The 18,001-nt window shown below is 67.9% G+C and carries 13 protein-coding genes; 7 read left to right on the forward strand and 6 right to left on the reverse strand.

Annotated elements, in window-relative coordinates:
• Nucleotides 1–8: 8 nt before the first annotated feature.
• Together AC3IR9_RS19750 and AC3IR9_RS19755 are read right to left on the reverse strand one after the other, a co-directional pair.
• A complete protein-coding gene (locus tag AC3IR9_RS19750; RefSeq protein WP_489292885.1) occupies nt 9–2,981 on the reverse strand; it encodes a TonB-dependent receptor domain-containing protein in 2,973 nt (990 codons plus the stop codon).
• Nucleotides 2,982–3,116: 135 nt separating this feature from the next.
• Nucleotides 3,117–6,392, reverse strand: a complete 3,276-nt coding sequence (locus AC3IR9_RS19755; RefSeq protein ID WP_489295918.1) for a TIM-barrel domain-containing protein — start codon at nt 6,390–6,392, stop codon at nt 3,117–3,119.
• A gap of 398 nt (nt 6,393–6,790) precedes the next feature.
• On the opposite strand from AC3IR9_RS19755, the gene AC3IR9_RS19760 reads away from it, so the two are divergent.
• From AC3IR9_RS19760 to AC3IR9_RS19785, 6 genes are read left to right on the forward strand one after another with little or no spacing between them, the layout of a single operon-like run.
• A complete protein-coding gene (locus AC3IR9_RS19760; RefSeq protein ID WP_489292887.1) occupies nt 6,791–7,948 on the forward strand; it encodes an AgaS family sugar isomerase in 1,158 nt (385 codons plus the stop codon).
• A 6-nt stretch (nt 7,949–7,954) separates the two neighbouring features.
• On the forward strand, nt 7,955–8,881 hold the full coding sequence (locus tag AC3IR9_RS19765) for an ROK family protein (protein ID WP_489292889.1): 927 nt from the start codon (nt 7,955–7,957) through the stop codon (nt 8,879–8,881).
• 23 nt (nt 8,882–8,904) lie between these two features.
• Nucleotides 8,905–10,233 (forward strand): D-tagatose-bisphosphate aldolase, class II, non-catalytic subunit, encoded by a 1,329-nt coding sequence (locus AC3IR9_RS19770; RefSeq protein ID WP_489292891.1) that lies wholly within the window; start codon nt 8,905–8,907, stop codon nt 10,231–10,233.
• 33 nt (nt 10,234–10,266) lie between these two features.
• Nucleotides 10,267–11,043 carry a DeoR family transcriptional regulator gene (locus AC3IR9_RS19775; protein ID WP_489292892.1) on the forward strand — a complete coding sequence of 259 codons (777 nt, stop codon included), beginning with the start codon at nt 10,267–10,269 and terminating at the stop codon, nt 11,041–11,043.
• Nucleotides 11,040–12,155, forward strand: coding sequence for an N-acetylglucosamine-6-phosphate deacetylase (nagA, locus tag AC3IR9_RS19780; protein WP_489292894.1), 1,116 nt, complete (start codon nt 11,040–11,042; stop codon nt 12,153–12,155). The genes AC3IR9_RS19775 and nagA overlap by 4 nt, the downstream gene beginning before the upstream one ends.
• A 52-nt stretch (nt 12,156–12,207) precedes the next feature.
• Nucleotides 12,208–14,013 carry an MFS transporter gene (locus AC3IR9_RS19785; protein ID WP_489292895.1) on the forward strand — a complete coding sequence of 602 codons (1,806 nt, stop codon included), beginning with the start codon at nt 12,208–12,210 and terminating at the stop codon, nt 14,011–14,013.
• Nucleotides 14,014–14,071: 58 nt separating this feature from the next.
• Here AC3IR9_RS19785 and AC3IR9_RS19790 read toward each other — a convergent pair whose 3' ends face one another.
• The 4 genes from AC3IR9_RS19790 to AC3IR9_RS19805 form a co-directional block, all read right to left on the reverse strand.
• On the reverse strand, nt 14,072–14,563 hold the full coding sequence (locus AC3IR9_RS19790; RefSeq protein WP_489292897.1) for a SecDF P1 head subdomain-containing protein: 492 nt from the start codon (nt 14,561–14,563) through the stop codon (nt 14,072–14,074).
• Between the two features lie 45 nt (nt 14,564–14,608).
• Nucleotides 14,609–15,160, reverse strand: coding sequence for an HdeD family acid-resistance protein (locus tag AC3IR9_RS19795; protein ID WP_489292898.1), 552 nt, complete (start codon nt 15,158–15,160; stop codon nt 14,609–14,611).
• Nucleotides 15,161–15,255: 95 nt separating this feature from the next.
• Nucleotides 15,256–15,930 (reverse strand): double zinc ribbon domain-containing protein, encoded by a 675-nt coding sequence (locus tag AC3IR9_RS19800; RefSeq protein ID WP_489292899.1) that lies wholly within the window; start codon nt 15,928–15,930, stop codon nt 15,256–15,258.
• A gap of 239 nt (nt 15,931–16,169) precedes the next feature.
• Entirely contained in the window at nt 16,170–16,661 is a 492-nt protein-coding gene (locus tag AC3IR9_RS19805) for a helix-turn-helix transcriptional regulator (protein WP_489292900.1), read from the reverse strand.
• Between the two features lie 253 nt (nt 16,662–16,914).
• Between AC3IR9_RS19805 and bioB the strand changes: the two genes are divergently transcribed.
• Entirely contained in the window at nt 16,915–17,949 is a 1,035-nt protein-coding gene (gene bioB / locus AC3IR9_RS19810) for a biotin synthase BioB (RefSeq protein WP_489292902.1), read from the forward strand.
• The last annotated feature ends 52 nt before the right edge of the window (nt 17,950–18,001 follow it).

The raw sequence follows: 18,001 nt of genomic DNA on the forward strand, positions 1-18,001 counted from the left end.
TGGAACCCTTAGAACTTGTAGCCGACCGTCAGACTGTAACCGCGGCCGAAGATGGTGGCGTAATCGCTGGAGTCGCCCAGGAAGCTGTTGGGGTCGTAGAACGGCAGCCGGTCGAACAGGTTCTTGACCGTGATGCCCACGTTCCAGTGCGCATCCGGGCGCCAGGCCACGCTCAGGTTGGCCGTCCACCACGACGGTGCGCCGTCGCACTTGCTCTGCTGCACCGGCAGGTAGCCGGCGGTGCAGGTCTGCGGATTGTTGTCTTCTTCATCGATCTGCTGCAGCGCCCACTTGGTGCCACCCACGTAGTTGATGAACATGCTGGTGGTGACCTGCTTGTAGTTCCAGTCGGCATTGAGCGTGGCGCGCAGGCGCGGGTTGTTGTAATAGCCGACCAGGTCGCCGTAGTACCAGCCGCTCTCATCGTCCAGGTAGGAACGGTTGCGGTTGGCGATGGTGGCGGCCACGCCGATGTTCAGGGTGCCCCACTCGCCCAGCCCGAAGCGGCTGCGCGCGTCGATGTCGAAGCCGTCGATGAGCGTCTTGCCGCGGTTCTTGTACTGGCCCACCACGCTGGCCACGTTGCCGGTGCTGTAGCCGGGCAGCGTGCCGGGGCAGCTGACCCCACTGGCCGGGTCGGCGCACATGGCCGCCAGCGCGGCCTGGTTGGCACGGTCGGCTTCGGTGATCGGCGAGCGCGTGGAGGAGATGATGTCTTCGTCGCGGGTGTAGTCGGGCGCGACGATTTCGTTGGTGCGGTAGATGAACCAGTAATCGGCCGACACCGACAGCCACTGGGTAGGCTCGTAGACGAAGCCCAGCGTGGTGATCTTGGCCTTCTCCGGCTTCAGCTCCGGGTTGGGCTGGGTCATGCGCGCCACGGTGCGGCTGCAGTCGCTGTTGAGCAGGGTCTTGCCCAGATCCACGTCACCCCCGCGCTGGGACTGCAGCAACAGGTTGGCAATCGCGTTGGTCTCGTTGCAGCGCAGCTCGTCGCGGTAGCCGCCGAGCTGGGCGAACACGCCACCGTTGCCGGACTCGGCCAGGCTGGGCGCGCGGAAGCCGGTGGAATAGGTGCCGCGCAGCATCAGCTTGTCGAAGGCCTGGTACTTCAGGCCGATCTTCGGGGCCAGGTTGGCGCTGAAGTCGGGGTACTTGTCCACGCGCAGCGCCGCGTCCAGTTCCAGCTTCTCGGTAAGCGGGGCCACGGTCTCGGCAAACAGCGCATAGGTATTGCGCGCCCCGTCGAACCACGAACCGCCCTGCTGGGTGATCAGGCCGTTGGCCGCGTCCGGGTTACCGGGGGTGTAGAAGGTTTCACGCGAGGCGTTGAAGCCGAACGCCGCGCGTACTTCACCGGCAGGCAGGTTGAACAACGGGCCTTCGATCTTGCCGTCCAGGGTATGCAGGCGGGTCCAGGACTGGATGTCGAAGGTGGGGAAGGCCTCGCGGATCAGCGCGGCGTTGGCTTCACTGATCTCGCCGAAGCGGTAGGCCGGATGGTCGGAGATGATCACCCGCCCGGTGCCCGGGTCGATGCTGTACGGGCCGAACGCCTTCTCGAAGCCGGCCAGGTTGACGTTGGTGGTCTGGTAGGTGACCGAATGCGAGCCGGCGGTGGCGAAGGCGGTTTCCCAGTTCCAGTCGCCGACATCGCCGCGCAGCCCGGTGACCACGCGATAGCTCTGGTCGGTGTTGCGCTGGCCGAAGTGGTTGGCACCCACGTCCTGCAGCAGGTACTGCAGGCCGACTACGCCGCCCATCAGCGCTTTCAGCTCGGGGCTGGCGTGGTTGTACTCGTTGTTGGGGCCCAGGAACGGATACAGGAACTGGTTGACCGTGGTGCCGGTGTTGCGCGAGAACCAGCTGGTAGGGTTGCCGGTGGTGGTGCCATAGGCACGCGGGGTGCCACCGTTGGCGGTCAGGTCGATGTCGGTATAGGTCGCCTCGGCGAACGCCTCGATGTTGTCGCCGATCAGGAAGTGCGCGTTGACGTAGGCGGTGTTGCGTTCGGACTTGGCGCCGGCGTCGATCTCGTTGTTCATCCAGGTCTGCCAGATGCAGCGCGGGCCGGCCGCTTCGCTGGTGAGCACGTTGTTGCAGCCCGGCGCGGCTTCCTGCACGCGGCGGCCGGTGACCGGGTCGAAGGCGAAGTAGCTGCCGGGGTTGAATTCGCCCGGCTTGCTGCCGCTGTCCAGGCGCAGGTTGGGGATGTAGTTGGGATTGTTGACGTAGTACTGGCTGGGGCGTTTGTTGTAGAAATCGCTCAGCGGGATCGCGTCACGCCGGTACAGGTTGACCGAGGCGTAGACGTTGTAGCGGTCTTCATCGAGGTCGCCGAAGCCGGCGGTGATGCTGCCCTGGTGCTCGCCGTAGGAACTGATCCGCGAGGACTTGTCGGTGGTCAGGTTGATCTCCGCGCCCTGGTAGGAACGCTTGGTGATCACGTTGATCACACCGGCCACCGCATCGGTGCCGTACACGGCCGAGGCGCCGTCGGTCAGCACTTCCATGCGTTCGATGGCCGCGGCCGGGATGGCATCGATATTGACGAACTGGGTCTGGAAGCCGGCCGGTGCACCGTAGAACGACAGGCGGCGCCCGTTCAACAGGACCAGCGTGCCCTGCGCGCCGAGGCCACGCAGGTTGGCCTGGGAGGCACCATCGGAGCCGGTGAACAGCGAGCGCGAATCCTGCTGCGCCGGCCGCGCGGCCGGCAGGTTGTCGAGCACCTGCAACAGCGTGCGCGCGCCCATGTTCTCGATGTCCTGCTTGCTGATCACCTGCACCGGCGAGGCGGTTTCCACGTCGGTGCGGCGGATGTTGGAGCCGGTGACTTCAACCCGCGACAGCTCGGTGGCCTTCGGGTCGGGCGGGGTGTCCTGCGCGCTGGCATTGCCGACCACGGCAAGGGCCAGGCCCAGCGCGATGGACAAGGGGGTGGCGGGGATGCAGCGATGGCGATGGCGTTCGGTCAACATCTTTGGCTCCTTGTTCTATCCGCAGCGTGGGGCTGCCATTGGGTAGTTTTTTCGGGCAAACGTCCCCCGTTCCGCGGCCAGGCGGCCGCAGTCGGGGAAACGGAGAGAGCAGTGGCTGAAAGCGCGGTTGCGGGGTTACGGCGACACGATGCTGGCGGTATCGCCCTCCTGTCCGATCAACGCGGCATTGGCCCAGTTGCCGCAGACCTGCGCAGGCGTGCTGCCCTGCGCCCCGAGCGTGCGCAGGCTCAGCCGTTGCAGGCCGCGCACGTCCAACTCCGGTTTGACCACGCCCGGTGCCTTGACCAGCCCGCTGTCGTACAGCAGGCGGTCATCGCCCCAGACCTGGAACTGCATGCCACCGGCAGCACGGCAGCTGTCGTCGATGCCGAGGTCGGCGCGCAGCAGGCGCCAGCCACCGCCCAGCTGCAGGTCGATGCGGCTGCTGGCGTTGACGCCCAGGCCGCGGCGGAAATGCAGGCCGTTCATGCGCATGTCGGCCTGCCCGCCGAAGGCATGGTCGGTGGCGACGCCGGCCGGCAACGTCAGCGTGGACAGGTACAACTGCTGGGCCGGGCGCTCGGGCTGCTGGTGCTCGAGGATATGGAAGGTGGACAGCACGATCGGGCCGACATCACGCGGCTGCAGCGCATCCACCGCACGCGCCACGCTGCCCTGGGCGGCGCTGACCATCGGGTCGGCAGCGCTGGCGCCGTCGCCGTCGGGGTTCTGCGTGCTGAGCACGCGGAAGCGCAGCAGGCGGGCGGCATGGGCGGGGAAATCGATCTGCTGCGTGCCCTGCTGCAGGGTCAGGCGGCCACGCTTGACCGGCGCGCCCCACTCACCGTTGCTGTCGCCCAGGTAGATTTCGTAATCGCGGATCTGGCCACTCTTCCAGTGCTGGTCATTGCGCGGGGCCAGTGCGATGCCGTCCACCAGCTTGCGTTCGCCGAAGCCGATCACCCATTCGTGGGCTCCGGTCTTGACCGCCTGGTTGCGCACCGTGCGGAACCAGGTGGCCGGGTCGTCGTCGAAGGCCTTTTCCATTTCATAGCCCTGCTCTTCGGCCGGGCGGTTGACCACCAGCAGGCTGTCCGGCGGCAGCGCACGGCCCAGTTCGGGCGCGGCGGGATAGGCGTCATCGGCCGGCGCGGCCGCCACCGGCAGCGCCAACTGCAACGCCACGGCCTGGCCGATCTCGGTGGGCGCGGTACGCACGTGCAGCGTGCCGCGGCGTTCCCCGGCGTCGAAGTACCAGCCTTCGTTGGCGGCCTGCCAGGCGGCCTTGTCGGCCAGCATCGGCAGCTCCCGCGTGCCCAGCAGCACCGCACTCGGGCGCTGCCGGCTGAGTACGCGCAGCGCATAGCGACGCTGCGGCAGCTGGCCGGCGTAGTGGCCCTGTACCGCATCGATGCGCACCTGCACCGGGCCACTGCCCTGCGCCGGCGCCTGCACATGGATCTGCTGGGTGCTGGACTCGCCCGTTTCGTAGCGGCGGGTGGCGCCATCGTCTTCGTACAGGGTGTACTGCGCATCGCCCTGCGGATACAGGTCGAAGGTGACTTCATCCAGCGGCTTCTCGCCGTCGTAGAGCATCGCCGGGTACATCGGAATGATCGCACCGGCACGCACGAACACCGGGATCGTGGCCAGGTCGACCGGACGGTCCAGCGAACGTCCGTCCGCACCGGCCTGCAGCTGGCGGCCGTCCCAGTAATCGATCCAGCGGCCCTGCGGCAGGTGGATGTCGCGGCGCCAGCCACGGCTGGCGGCCTGGCTGCGGTAGACCGGGGCGATCAGCATCTCGCGACCGAGCAGGAACTGGTACTTGTGCGCCTCGGTGTAGGCCTGCGGATCGTTGGGGTAGTCCCACATCAGCGCGCGCAGCAGCGGTGCGCCGGTGGTGGCCGCATCGTGCGCCAGCCCGTACATGTACGGGGTCATACGCATCTTCAGTTTCAGGTAATCGCGGTTGACGCTGCGGTAGGGTTCGGCGAACCACCACGGGTGCTTGCGCGCGTTGCCCGACCAGCCGGACATGCCCATCAGCACGGGAGTAAAGCTCTTCCACTGCAGGTCGCGGGTAAAGGTTTCGGCGCTGCCGCCGAAGATCGCATCGACGTCGCCGCTGGCATAGGCCATGCCTGACAAGCCCGAGCCGATCAGGGTGGGAATGTGCCAGCGGATGTAGTCCCAGCTGCTGCTCTGGTCGCCGGTCCAGGCCACCGCATAACGCTGGATGCCGCCCCAGCCCATCACCGTCCACAGGAACGGGCGCGAATCGGAGTTGTGCAGGATGCCGTTGAACGCGGACTGGTTGGCATCCATCGCGAACTGATAGCCCTTGCCGGTCCAGGCCACGTCCAGCTTCTGCACGCGGCTGCCGGCGGTGCCCACTTCCCAGGCGATCTTGTCCACGCCGTTTTCGGTCCACAGGCCGGTCTTGAAGCCGTACTTGGCCAGGCCCTGCACCGTCTCGGGCAGCTTCTTGTAACCGCAGCCGTAGCCGTCGTTGGGCAGGATCCAGCCGCCGGGCATGTCGTGGTCGCGGTACTGCCTGGCCACGCTGTCGACCACGTCCGGGGTGGTGCCGGTGGGGCCGTCGCTCCAGCCGTCGGGCACGCTGCCGGGCTTCTTGATGTTGTCGCCGTCGTTGTAACAGTCCGCATCCCCGTAGGAGAACGCCCAGCGCGGCAGCAGCCCGGCGCGTCCGGTCAGCGCGGTGTAGCGGTCCAGCAGCGTATGCAGGCTGGGGCCGACGAAGTAGTAGGCGTCGAAGCGGTCTTCGCGATGCAGCAGGGTGGCCTGGTCGGCCTGGCGCAGGTCGTAGCTGCCATCGCTCCAGGTGTTGCGCAACATGCCCCAGCCGCGCGAGCTGAGCAGCATCGGCGCCGGATTGGGGCGGTCGCCCTCTTCCCAGCCGCCGGAGTAGGACACCTCCAGCTCGCGGCCCTTGAATTCAAAACGGCCGTTCTGCTGGCCGCCCCCGTAGAAGTGTTCGTCGGCAGCGCTGGACAGCACCTGCACGCTCTGGTCCTTGTCCAGGTCCAGCGGCTGCAGCTCACGCCACAGCGCGACATCGCGGCCGTCCTGGCGGCGGTCCAGCGCCAGCCGCAGCGGTTGGCGCTGGATGTGCAGTACCAGTGCATCGGTGCGGATGCGGACTTCGTTGCCGTCTTCTTCCAGCACGAAGGCCACCTTGGCCGCCGCCTGCGGCACCACGATCGGGGCGGCCTTGTCGCCGGCGCCGGTCAGCGTGCCCTTGCGCCCGGCCTGCACCCGCAGCACGTCGTCGCGCAGCAGGTCCACGCGCACCACGGCACCGTTGTCGGTGGTGATGGACCAGCCGGGGCTGCCGTCCTTGCCGGGCGCGGTGGTGATGCCGCGCAGGTTGCCCAGCGGCTCGGCCATCGCCGGTGCCGCCGCCAACGCCAGCGCGGAAAGCAGGGCCACCGTCAAACCACTGTGTCGTATCCGGGATTCCACCTTGCCCCCAAGCCCGCGGTTGGCGGGAATCTGAAACCAGTGCGGCCGACTCTAGGGCAGGGTCTCGAAAGATGTCAACAAATTGCAAAGAAAAAAGAAGGTTATTTTCTCACAAACGAAAGATGACGCAAAGCAGCACTTTCTATACGACGGCTGAATACGCGGTTTTGTACCGCATGAAACTAGCTCATCGTGCGATCTCGTGAATCCGTTGTCGGTGGCGGAGGCTCGAATCTGTGACCGAACTATCTTTTCTTTATCTTTCGATATTTGACATTTCGAAAGAAAACGCAGAAGGTTCGGTCGCCCAACAGGAAATGCGAATGGACCTGTCTCTACTCACTGATACGCCCACGTGGCAGCGCCTTGGCGGCGCCCACACCGCTGAAGAAATCGCCCAGCAGCCGCGCATGTGGACCGCGCTGGCCGACGTGCTCCAGGACGCGCAGGCACGCATCGATGCGTTCCTCGGCCCGGCCCTGCGCGAGCCCGGCCAGTTGGTGATCTTCACCGGCGCCGGCAGCTCCGGCTTCATCGCCGAGATGGTGGCCGACCAGATCAACGCGCAATGGCCGGCCGAAGTCCGCGCGATCCACACCACCAGCCTGCTGACCCACCCGGCGCTGTACCTGCGCGGCGACCGCCCGACCCTGCTGGTGTCCTTCGGCCGCAGCGGGTCCAGCCCGGAAAGCGTGGCCGTGGTGGACCTGGTCCGCGACCAGGTGGATAACGCGCGTTTCCTGGACATCACCTGCAACGCCGAGGGCGCGCTGGCCACGCGCGGCCAGGGCCGCAGCGATACCTTGTCGCTGCTGATGCCGCCGGCCAGCTGCGACCGCGCCTTCGCCATGACCAGCAGCCTGAGCAGCATGCTGCTGGCGGCGCTGAGCGTGTTCGACAACGCGCCGTGGCCGCAGCGGCTGGAGCGCCTGCGCACGCTGGCCACGCACGGCCAGCAGGCCTTGCAGGGCTGGGACGCCGGCGTGGCCGCACTGGCGCTGGGGGCCTACTCGCGGGTGATCTACCTGGGCAGCGGCCCGCTGGAAGCACTGGCCCGCGAGGCCGCGCTGAAGGTGCTCGAACTCACCGGCGGCCGCGTGCTGGCCTTGGCCAATACTCCGTTGGGGTTCCGCCATGGGCCCAAGTCCACCCTCAACAATGAAACACTGGTGGTGATGCTGCGCAGCGCACAGCCGCTGCCGCGCCGCTACGAACAGGACCTGCTCAACGAACTGCGCGCTGACGGCATTGCCGCGCGGGTGATCTCGGTGGGTGCCGACGGCGATGACCGCGTCGAGGGCGACTTCGTCCTCGCCGCACCGCCGCTGGCCGATGCATGGCTGGCCCCCCTCTGGCTGCTGGTGCCGCAGTGCTACGCCCTGCAGCGCTCGGCCGCGCTGGGCATGACCCCGGACAATCCGTTCCCCGATGGCACGGTGAACCGGGTCGTGCAGGGCGTGACCATCCATCCCCACGGCTGAGCGCGCATGCAGACCTGGTACGGCATCGACATCGGCGGCACCAAGATCGAACTGGTTGCGTGCGACGCGCAGCTGGCGGTGCTGCACCGTCAACGCGTGACCACGCCCGGCCAGGATTACCCGGCGTTCCTGCAGGTCGTCACCGACCTGGTGCAGGCCGCCGATGCCGCACTCGGGCCGGGCTGCCAGGCCATCGGGATCGGCCTGCCCGGCGTGCGTGACCGCGACAGCGGCCGCCAGCTCAGCGCCAACGTGCCCAGCCTGACCGGCCACAACGTCGGCGCGGACCTGCAGGAGCGTTTGCAACGCCCGCTGGCGCTCGGCAATGACCTGCAGTGCTTTGCCCTGTCCGAAGCGCACGACGGCGCCGCTGCCGGCTATCCCAGCATGTTCGGGGTGATCCTGGGCACCGGCGCGGGCGGCGGTTACTGCCTGGGCGGGCAACTGGTGGTTGGCAACAACGGGATTGCCGGCGAATGGGGCCACTGGAGCGTGCCGGCCACGCTGCTGCTGCGCCACGACCTGCCCCTGCTGGACTGCGGCTGCGGCCTGCGCGGCTGCCTGGAGCGTTATGTGTCCGGCAGTGGCCTGGCGCTGATCCACGAACGCCGTGGTGGTGATCCCGTCGAGGCCACCGAGGTGGTGGCGCGCGCGCAGGCCGGCGATGGCATCGCCGCACAGGCGCTGGCGATCCACCGCGACCTGCTCGGTTACAGCTTTGCCAACCTGATCCTGGCCATCGACCCGCACGTGATCGTGCTCGGCGGCGGGCTGTCCAAACTGGAACAGCTGTACCGCGACCTGCCGGCGGCGATCGCCCCGTATCTGTTCAACGGCGTGCGCGTGCCACCGATCCTGCCGCCGGCCTTCGGCGATGCCGGCGGTGCACGCGGCGCGGCGCTGCTGGCCCGCCAGCAACACCCTTCCCCCTGAATCCCGCTGTGCCTGGAGTTGCCATGTCTGCCATCCAATCGCTGATCGCCGCCCACCGCCAGGGCCACCCCGTCGGGCTGTACAGCGTGTGCTGCAGCAACGAGCAGGTGCTGCTGGCCGCCATGCAGGTGGCGCAGCGCTACGACACCCTGCTGCTGATCGAAGCGACGTCCAACCAGGTCGACCAGTTCGGCGGCTACACCGGCATGACCCCGCCGCAGTACCGCGACTACGTGCTGCAGCTGGCGCGCGATGCCGGCTTCCCGGCCGCGCGGTTGGTGCTGGGCGGCGACCACCTCGGCCCGAACGCCTGGCAGAAAGGGCCGGCAGCGGTCGCGATGGCCAATGCGCGCACGCTGATCGAAGCGTATGTCGCTGCCGGTTTCCACAAGATCCACCTGGATTGCAGCATGTCCTGCGCGGACGATCCCACCCCGCTGCCGGATGCGACCGTGGCGGCACGCTCGGCCGAGCTGGCGCGCATCGCCGAGCGCACCGCCGCCGCGCATGGCCTGCCGCCACCGGTGTATGTGATCGGCACCGAGGTGCCGATTCCCGGCGGCGAGGCCTCGCTGGCCGGTGGCCTGCAGGTGACCACGCCGGCGGCCGCGGCCACCACGCTGGCGATCCATCGCGAGGCGTTTTACGCCCCGGACCTGCTGCCGGCCTGGGAGCGGGTGATTGCGATGGTGGTGCAGCCGGGCGTGGATTTCGACCACAGCAGCGTGCACTACTACGACCCGGCCGCTGCGGCGGCGCTGTCCGCTTTCGTGGAGCAGCAGCCGCGCATCGTGTTTGAAGCGCACTCCACCGACTACCAGACCGAAGCGGGCCTGCATGCGCTGGTCGGCGACCATTTCGCGATCCTCAAGGTGGGCCCGGCGGCGACATATGCGTTCCGCGAAGCGGTGTTCGCCCTGGCGATGATCGAGCGCGAACTGCTGCCCGCCGCGCAGTGCTCGAACCTGATCGAGGTGCTTGACCGCTGCATGGTCGACAAGCCGGCCAGCTGGCGCAGCTACTACCAGGGCGACGCGCACGCACTGCGCCTGCTTCGCGCCTATTCGCTCAGCGATCGCAGCCGCTACTACTGGGGTGAGCCGGAGGTGCGCGCCGCGCTGGCCACGCTGGTGGCCAACCTGACCGCCACGGTGCCGCCGCAGATGCTGCTCAGCCAGTTCCTGCCGAACCAGCAGCGCGCGATCGAGGCCGGCCAGCTGCAGGCCGCGCCGCTGGCGCTGATCCAGCACAAGGTGGGCGAGCGCCTGGCCGAGTACGCCCGGGCCTGCAATCGCAACCTTTCGGCGGTCGATAACGAAACCTTTCCGGCCCCGGAGCTTTCGGAACGGTAAGCTTCGGCTTTCCTTCTGAACGGAATCGCCCCCATGCGCAATACACGGCAGCGCCGCCAACAGATCCTGCAGTTGCTGGTGGACCACGGCAACGTGCAGGTCAGCGAGCTGGTCGACCGCTTCGGCGTGTCGGCGGTGACCATCCGCGCCGACCTGACCCACATCGAGTCGCAGGGCCTGGCCACGCGTACCCACGGGGGCGCCACGCTGGTGCGCACGCCGCCGCAGGAACAGGACATCCACGAAAAGGACGCCCTGAACCTGCCGCTGAAGGACAGCATCGGCACGCTGGCGGCCAACCTGGTCAAGGCCGGCGACAACATCATCATCGATTCGGGCTCCACCACCATGACCCTGGCCCGCCACCTGCGCGGCCACCGCGATGTGACGGTGATGACCAACGGGCTGAACATCGCCTGGGAGCTGGCCAACGCACCGGGCGTGGAGCTGCTGCTCACCGGTGGCCTGCTGCGCAAGCAGTCGCTGTCGCTGCAGGGCAGCCAGGCCGAGGCCAGCCTCAACACCTACAGCTTCGACACCCTGTTCCTGGGCGTGGACGGGCTGGACCTGCAGTTCGGCCTGACCACCCACCACGAGGCCGAAGCCAGCCTCAACCACCGCATGGTCGAGCGCGCGCGCCGCATCGTGGTGCTCACCGATGCCTCCAAGTTCGGCCGGGTCAGCCTGCATCGCATCGCCCGCCTGGACCAGGTCCATACCATCATCACCGACGCCAGCATCGACAGCGAGTACCTGGAAGGGCTGCAGAAGCTGGGCATCGAAGTGATCATCGCCGAGTCGCCACCGTGACCCCAGCCCGCTCCCTGCATGGCCGCCTCCTGACCGAATCGGGTTGGGTGCGTGGCGACCTCCATTTCGACCAGCGCATCACCGCGATCGATACCGCGCACGATGATCGGCGCAGTGACGATGCGGTGCCGCTGATCCTGCCCGGCTTCATCGACCTGCACGTGCACGGCGGCGCCGGCGTGGACATCATGCAGGGCGGCGATGCGGCGCAGACCGTCGCCCGCACCCACGCGCGCTACGGCACCACCGCGCTGCTGGGCACCACCATGACCGCGCACGACGACGACATCGTGCGGGCGCTGCAAGGCCTGGCCGGCGCCATCGGCGAGCGCACCGCGGGCATGGCGCGGGTCCTGGGCGTGCACCTGGAAGGCCCGTTCATCAGCCTGGAACGGCTCGGTGCGCAGCCCCCGCTGGTGGTGGAGGCCACCCTGGACGAGGTGCGGCGCCTGCATGCCATCGCCGCGATCAAGGTGCTGACCCTGGCCCCGGAAATCGGCCAGCACCAGGCGCTGATTCCCGCGCTGAGCGCGCTCGGCATCCGCGTGCAGCTGGGCCATAGCGCCGGCAGCTACGAGGATGGCGTGGCCGCGCTGCAGGCCGGTGCGGCCGGTTTCACCCACCTGTTCAACGGTATGACCGGCGTGGACCACTACCACCCCGGCATCGCCACCGCCGCATTGGCGCATGGCCAGTACGCCGAACTGATTCCCGACCTGCAGCACGTACATCCCGGCGCGATCCGCACCGCACTGCGCGCGATCCCCAAGCTGTACTGCGTGACCGACGCCACCGCCGCCACCGGCATGCCCGATGGCGAGTACGCGCTGGGCGTGCAGCGCGTGCACAAGTGCCTGGGCTGCGTGCGGCTGTCCACCGGTTCGCTGGCCGGCAGCGCGCTGACCATGGACCAGGCGCTGCGCAACCTGGTGTCGCTGGGGCTGGCGCTGGACGATGCTTCCAACCGGTTGTCGCGGTTCCCGGCCGATTACCTGGGCATCGAGGACCGCGGCCGCATCGCGATCGGTGCCTGGGCCGACCTGGTGGTGCTCGACGGCGACCTGCAGGTGCGTGGGGTGGTGGTGGAAGGCGATGACATCGCGCTCGGCTGAGCGCTGACTCCCGCGCCGAACCGGCGCATGCAGTTGTAGACAGGACGGCACGATGACTCCTATTTCCGCAGCGACGCCCCTGCAGGCCCGCGCCGACACCCCGCGCTGGCCGGTCCGCTATCTGTTGTTCATCGGCGGCATGGGCGGCCTGCTCTACGGCATCGACATCGGCATCATCGCCGGCGCCCTGCCCTACCTGGAGGCCACCGCCACCGCCAGCTGGCACCTGACCAGCCAGCAGCTGGGCTTCGTGGTGGCCGCGGTGCTGCTGGGCAGCGTGCTGTCCTCGCTGTTCGCCGGAATGATCGCCGACCTGATCGGGCGGCGCGGGGCGATGTTGCTGGCCGGCCTGTTGTTCACCGCCAGCATCCCGGTGATGGCGCTGTCGGACGGCTACTCCGCGCTGCTGATGGGCCGCCTGTTGCAGGGCATCAGTGGCGGCCTGATCGGGGTGGTGGTGCCGTTGTACCTGGCCGAAGTACTCAGCCCGGAACGGCGTGGCCGGGGCGCGGCGATGTTCCAGTTGCTGCTGACCATCGGCCTGGTGCTGGCCGCGTTGATCGGGCTGTACCACGCCCATGCGGTGGATGCCGCCACCCACGCGGTGCGCCTGCTGCCCGCCGCCGAGCAGCAGCACCTGCTGTTCCAGGTCAAGGACCATGCCTGGCGCACCATCTTCTGGAGCTGCCTGCTGCCGGGGTTGGTGTTCACCGGCGGGGTGCTGTTGATCAGCGAGTCGCCACGCTGGCTGGTACGGCGCGGCCGCATCGCCAAGGCACGCACCGCCCTGCAGCGTACCGTGGCCGCCGACGAGGTCGAGCCGACCCTGCAGCGCATGCAGGCACCCGACCAAGTGCAGGCCGGCCGCACCGGCAAGCGCGACCCGTTGTTGAGCCGCCGCTATGTGTGGCCGTTCGTGCTGGCCTGCCTGGTGCTGGCCTTCACCCAGGCCACCGGCATCAACTCGGTACTGGCTTATGCGGTCAACATCCTCAACCAGGCCGGGCTGCCCGGCTCGGTCGCCAACGGCGCCGACGTGGCGATCAAGCTGCTCAACGCGGTGATGACCGTGGTGGCGCTGGTCCTGGTGGATCGCAAGGGCCGCAAATTCCTGCTGATGCTGGGCAGCGGCGGCATCACCGTGGCCCTGCTGGCCGCGGCGCTGTTGTTCGTCAAGAGCGAGCATGGCCGCCTGGACGTACACGCGCAGCTGCAGCAGCAGGTGACCGGCAGCACGCTGTCGCTGCCGCTGGATGCGGCGCAATGGCAACGCCTGGACCCCACCGCCGGCGCCGCCCCGCAGCAGCTCACCGTGTCCTACGCCTACGGCGGTTTCAGCAACGTGCGCGCGCTGCGCAGCGACAACCCGATCGACGCCACGCTGCAGATCCGCCGCGAAGATGCAGTATCGGCCGACAGCGTGATCGGCGCGTTCTTCCGCACCCTGCACCTCAACCCGTTCCCGGACCCGGCGCACGCCGCGCAGGCACCCCTGGTGATCGAGCGCGCGATGATCGGCGAGGTGCCGTCCACCACCCATGGCTGGCTGGTGGCCAGTTGCATCCTGGTGTTCGTGGCGTTCTTCGCGGTCGGCCCGGGCGTGTGCGTGTGGCTGGCGCTGTCCGAGCTGATGCCTACCCGGATCCGCTCCAACGGCATGAGCATCGCGCTGTTGATCAACCAGTTCGTGTCCACCGTGATCGCGGCGATCTTCCTGCCCACCGTCGGCCACCACGGCTATGCCAGCATGTTCTTCTTCTGGGCCGGCTGTACGTTGCTGTATTTCCTGATTGCCGCGTTCTGGCTGCCGGAAACCAAGGGCAAGTCGCTGGAGCAGATCGAGGCCAATTTCCGCTGAGCGCCGCATGGTGCGGGTGGACGCAACCGTCCCCCCGCGGTGCTCGCAGGACGCCGGCTCAGGGTGCCTTGCCGGTGATCTCGGTATACATGCGCTGCGCCTGGGCGGCATCGCCCAGGCCGGACACCTGCATGGCCTTGCCGAACGGCCCCTGGATGGTAGCCACCGACAGCACCTGGTCGCCAATGCTGAAGGCCACGCGGCGGCCAATGCGGGCCTCGGTGGCCGCCTGGATGCGCGGGGCGGCGGCATCGGTCATGGTCAGGTTGAGGAGCGGCACGCCGCGCTGTGCATCACTGACCAGCGCAACCGATGCGATATCGGCCGTGGTGATGAACGCCGGTTCCAGCACCGCCAGCGGCCGCCCGTTCTCGTCTTTCAACAGGGTTGCAGCGGCGCTGGCATGCTCGTCCACCTCACGCATCAGGATGCGGACCTGCGGCAGCGGTGCCGCCGTGGAGGGTGGATTGAGCAGCTGTTGGACCTGCTGGCAACCGGCCAGGCCAACGCTGCTGGCCAGCAACATGACGGCAAGAAGATACCTGCGCATACGCCCTTCTCCTTGTTGGGGGGTGCGGGCATGGCCCGGCACCGATCAGCGAAGGCGGCGAAGACGGAACGCCACCACGACCTGCAGCACGCCATAGATGAGGCTGCCGATACCGATCCACAAGGTGGTCACCGCCAGCCCGGCAAGCGGGTTGGCCACCATCAAGCCACCCAGCACGATCGCCAGCAGCCCGCTGACAATCAGCAACCACTCGCCCTGGATCTGCTTGCGCACGCGCACGGCGAACACGATGCGGTAGATGCCGGCGACGATCAGCCACGCTGCCAACAGCAGAATCAGCACGCTGGCGGTGGCCAGCGGATTGATGATCGCCAGCACGCCGAAGGCCCCCGACGCCACGGCGTACGCCAACAGCCAACCGCGTGAGACGCCACCGGTGCCAGCGACCAGCGCAAACAGGCTGATCAGGCCTTCCACCAGCGCCATCACGCCGATCGCCCAGGCCAGTGCAGCGGCAGCAGACAGCGGCTGGGCAATGGCGATCACACCAAACACCACTGCCACCAGGCCATACAGCAGCACTACCCACCAGCTGCGGCCAATCAACGTCAACATCGAGGACACAGGTGCGTTCATCGGCGGCGCGCTCCAAGGGTTTGCCGGCATGTTAGCGCCGGGCGATGAAAGCACTACTCACGGCCAATGCGAGGCGCAGGGCAGTTGCCTACCGCTCATGGCACCCGCGCGCAGACCCACAGCAGCGCATCCACGGGGCCGCTGCGCTGCAGCGCACGCACCGCGGCATCCAGCGTGGCGCCGGTGGTCATCACATCATCGACCACGATCACGCGCGGTGGAGGCGGAGTAGTCGTCGCGAATGCGTTGCGCAGGTTGCGCCGCCGCGCCTGTGCATCCAGATCCGACTGCGGTGCGGTCAGTCGTTCGCGCCGTAGTCCAGGCCAGATCGGCTGCTGCAGCGCGCGCGCCAGTGGCTTGGTCAACTCCAGCGCCTGGTCATAGCCGCGCGAGCGCAGCCGCTGTCGATGCAGTGGTACTGGCACCAGCGGCGCATCGATGAAGGCCGGAACCCGCTCCAGCATCAACTCCGACAACAGCAGTCCCGCGGCCAGGTCTTGGTGGAACTTGAAACGACGCAGCAGCTGGTCCACCGGCGCGGCGTAGACGAACACCGCCGATGCCGCGGCCTGCACAGGGGGATCGCGCAGACAGGCGCCGCAGCGCTCGGCGGGTTCGTCGGCGGGCAGTGGCAGCGCACACAACGGACAGGCGTGGTCGTTCCATGGCAGGGCCGCATGACAGGCCCGGCATAGGTCGCGCCCGTCAGCCCCGGCTTCATCACAGACCAGGCAGCGCAGCGGCAGGGCCTGCCGGGCCAGCCAGGACAAGGAGTCGAACCAATGGAAAGGCAACGTGTCACCGCAAGGCGCTGGGGTAGGAACAGGCTGCCGTCTCGCTCAGCGAATGTCTGTCAGCGCCTGCCGTTTCGGCGCGTCGGCCGCTCACCTTGCCGTCGCGTTATCGATCGGCGTCGATCACCGACGCCATCAACTCCATCTCGGCACGTTTGGCACCTTGTGCCTTGGCAACCCCCTGCCACTTGCGTACCGCGCGCCGCACCTGCGCTTCAATGGCCGCGGCGTCGGCCGGCGTCAGCTGGTAATACGCCTGCAATCAACGTGTATCGGTCGCCGGTTGGGTCCTGCGATCGCCCGGCCGGATCGATCGAAACGGTGGGCGGCGTTTCAGCAACGCCTGGCTTTCGGACCTGCGGCGCGGCGGGCGGGCGCGATGCCCCTCCGGTAGTCGCCGGCATACGCCGCGGTGGCGGTCGCTTCAAGCTGCTTGCTGCCAACTGTGCGCCCAGCGCATCGTCCGCGGCGATCAGCTCGATGTCCTGCTCCAGTCCCAACGCGGAGAGCACGCGCAGCACAGTGGACAGGCTGGTCCCGGCATCGCCGGCTTCCAACTTGCCGATAGTGGTCCGGTCCACCCCCACCCGCTCGGCAAGGTTGGCCTGGCTCATGCGGCGTGCCAGCCGTGCCGTGCGCAGCCGTTCGCCGAGCGCCACGATGCGCTTGGCGTCCCCTGGTCTTACCGGCGGCGTTCGCTTGGCCATGCTGGATTAAATCATCACTTCCCGATGGAGTGGCATTTTTATCTTACATTTTGTCGAACATCAAGGTTGGATGCATTGCATATGATTGATAAATCCAACATTCAGGCCTGGAGTGATGAATTTATGCAACATCAACAGGACCTGCGCGGCAGCCAGATCATGTAAACCATCAAATCTCTCGACAAGTTGACAACAGGGCGCCGTACTCACCAGACTGCCGCCCTTTCGTTCCACACTCTGTCAGGACTTCCCCATGGCCTCTGTCATCCGCCACGACTGGCAGCACGCCGAGCTGCTCGCCCTGTTCGCACTGCCGCTCCCCGAGCTGCTGCACCGCGCCGCCAGCGTGCACCGCGAGCATTTCGATCCGGCGGAAGTGCAGATCTCCACCCTGCTGTCGGTCAAGACCGGCGGCTGCCCGGAGGATTGCGCGTATTGCCCGCAGGCGCAGCGCTACAGCACCGGGGTGGATGCGCAGAAGCTGATGGCTACCGACGAGGTGGTCGCCAAGGCCCGCCAGGCCAAGGCGGCCGGGGCCTCGCGGTTCTGCATGGGCGCGGCCTGGCGCTCGCCCAAGGCGCGCGACATCCCCAAGGTCGCCGCGATGATCCGCGAGGTGAAGGCGCTGGGCCTGGAAACCTGCGCCACCCTGGGCATGCTCAGCGGCGAGCAGGCCGTGGCGCTGCGCGAGGCCGGCCTGGACTACTACAACCACAATCTGGACACCGCGCCGGACTACTACGATTCCATCATCCATACCCGCCAGTATCAGGACCGCCTGGACACCCTGGAACACGTCCGCGACGCCGGGCTGAAGACCTGCTGCGGTGGCATCGTGGGCATGGGGGAAACCCGCGCGCATCGCGCCGGGCTGCTGCTGGCGCTGGCCAACCTGCCCGCGCACCCCGATTCGGTGCCGATCAACCGGCTGGTGCAGGTGGCCGGTACGCCCCTGCATGGCACCGCCGAACTGGACCCGTTCGAGTTCGTGCGGATGATCGCGGTGGCGCGGATCGCCATGCCGCGTTCAATGGTGCGGCTGTCGGCCGGGCGCGAAGCGATGGGCGATGAGCTGCAGGCGCTGTGCTTCCTGGCCGGGGCCAACTCGATCTTCCATGGCGAAAAACTGCTGACCACCGGCAACCCGGACACCGCCCGCGACCTGGCCCTGTTCGACCGGCTGGGCCTGCGCCCGATGGCCATCAGCGTGGACGCGCCCGGGCACGACCACCCCGGCACCGTCCATGCCGACATCACCTGTGGCGGCCGCTGCGGGCAGGCCGCCTGAGGCCCGAGCGCAGCGCCCGCCAACCGGGTACGCTACCTGCCCATCCATGCCA

It is taken from the genome of Stenotrophomonas sp. GL_101, assembly GCF_057835675.1.

Bases quoted from the DNA above. Each gene is read 5' to 3' on its own strand.
- bioB (WP_489292902.1), top strand. From the start codon at position 16,915: ATGGCCTCTGTCATCCGCCACGACTGGCAGCACGCCGAGCTGCTCGCC.
- AC3IR9_RS19795 (WP_489292898.1), bottom strand. From the start codon at position 15,160: ATGAACGCACCTGTGTCCTCGATGTTGACGTTGATTGGCCGCAGCTGG.
- AC3IR9_RS19785 (WP_489292895.1), top strand. From the start codon at position 12,208: ATGACTCCTATTTCCGCAGCGACGCCCCTGCAGGCCCGCGCCGACACC.
- AC3IR9_RS19755 (WP_489295918.1), bottom strand. From the start codon at position 6,392: ATGGCCGAGCCGCTGGGCAACCTGCGCGGCATCACCACCGCGCCCGGC.
- AC3IR9_RS19770 (WP_489292891.1), top strand. From the start codon at position 8,905: ATGTCTGCCATCCAATCGCTGATCGCCGCCCACCGCCAGGGCCACCCC.
- AC3IR9_RS19765 (WP_489292889.1), top strand. From the start codon at position 7,955: ATGCAGACCTGGTACGGCATCGACATCGGCGGCACCAAGATCGAACTG.
- AC3IR9_RS19805 (WP_489292900.1), bottom strand. From the start codon at position 16,661: ATGGCCAAGCGAACGCCGCCGGTAAGACCAGGGGACGCCAAGCGCATC.
- AC3IR9_RS19775 (WP_489292892.1), top strand. From the start codon at position 10,267: ATGCGCAATACACGGCAGCGCCGCCAACAGATCCTGCAGTTGCTGGTG.
- AC3IR9_RS19760 (WP_489292887.1), top strand. From the start codon at position 6,791: ATGGACCTGTCTCTACTCACTGATACGCCCACGTGGCAGCGCCTTGGC.
- AC3IR9_RS19750 (WP_489292885.1), bottom strand. From the start codon at position 2,981: ATGTTGACCGAACGCCATCGCCATCGCTGCATCCCCGCCACCCCCTTG.
- AC3IR9_RS19790 (WP_489292897.1), bottom strand. From the start codon at position 14,563: ATGCGCAGGTATCTTCTTGCCGTCATGTTGCTGGCCAGCAGCGTTGGC.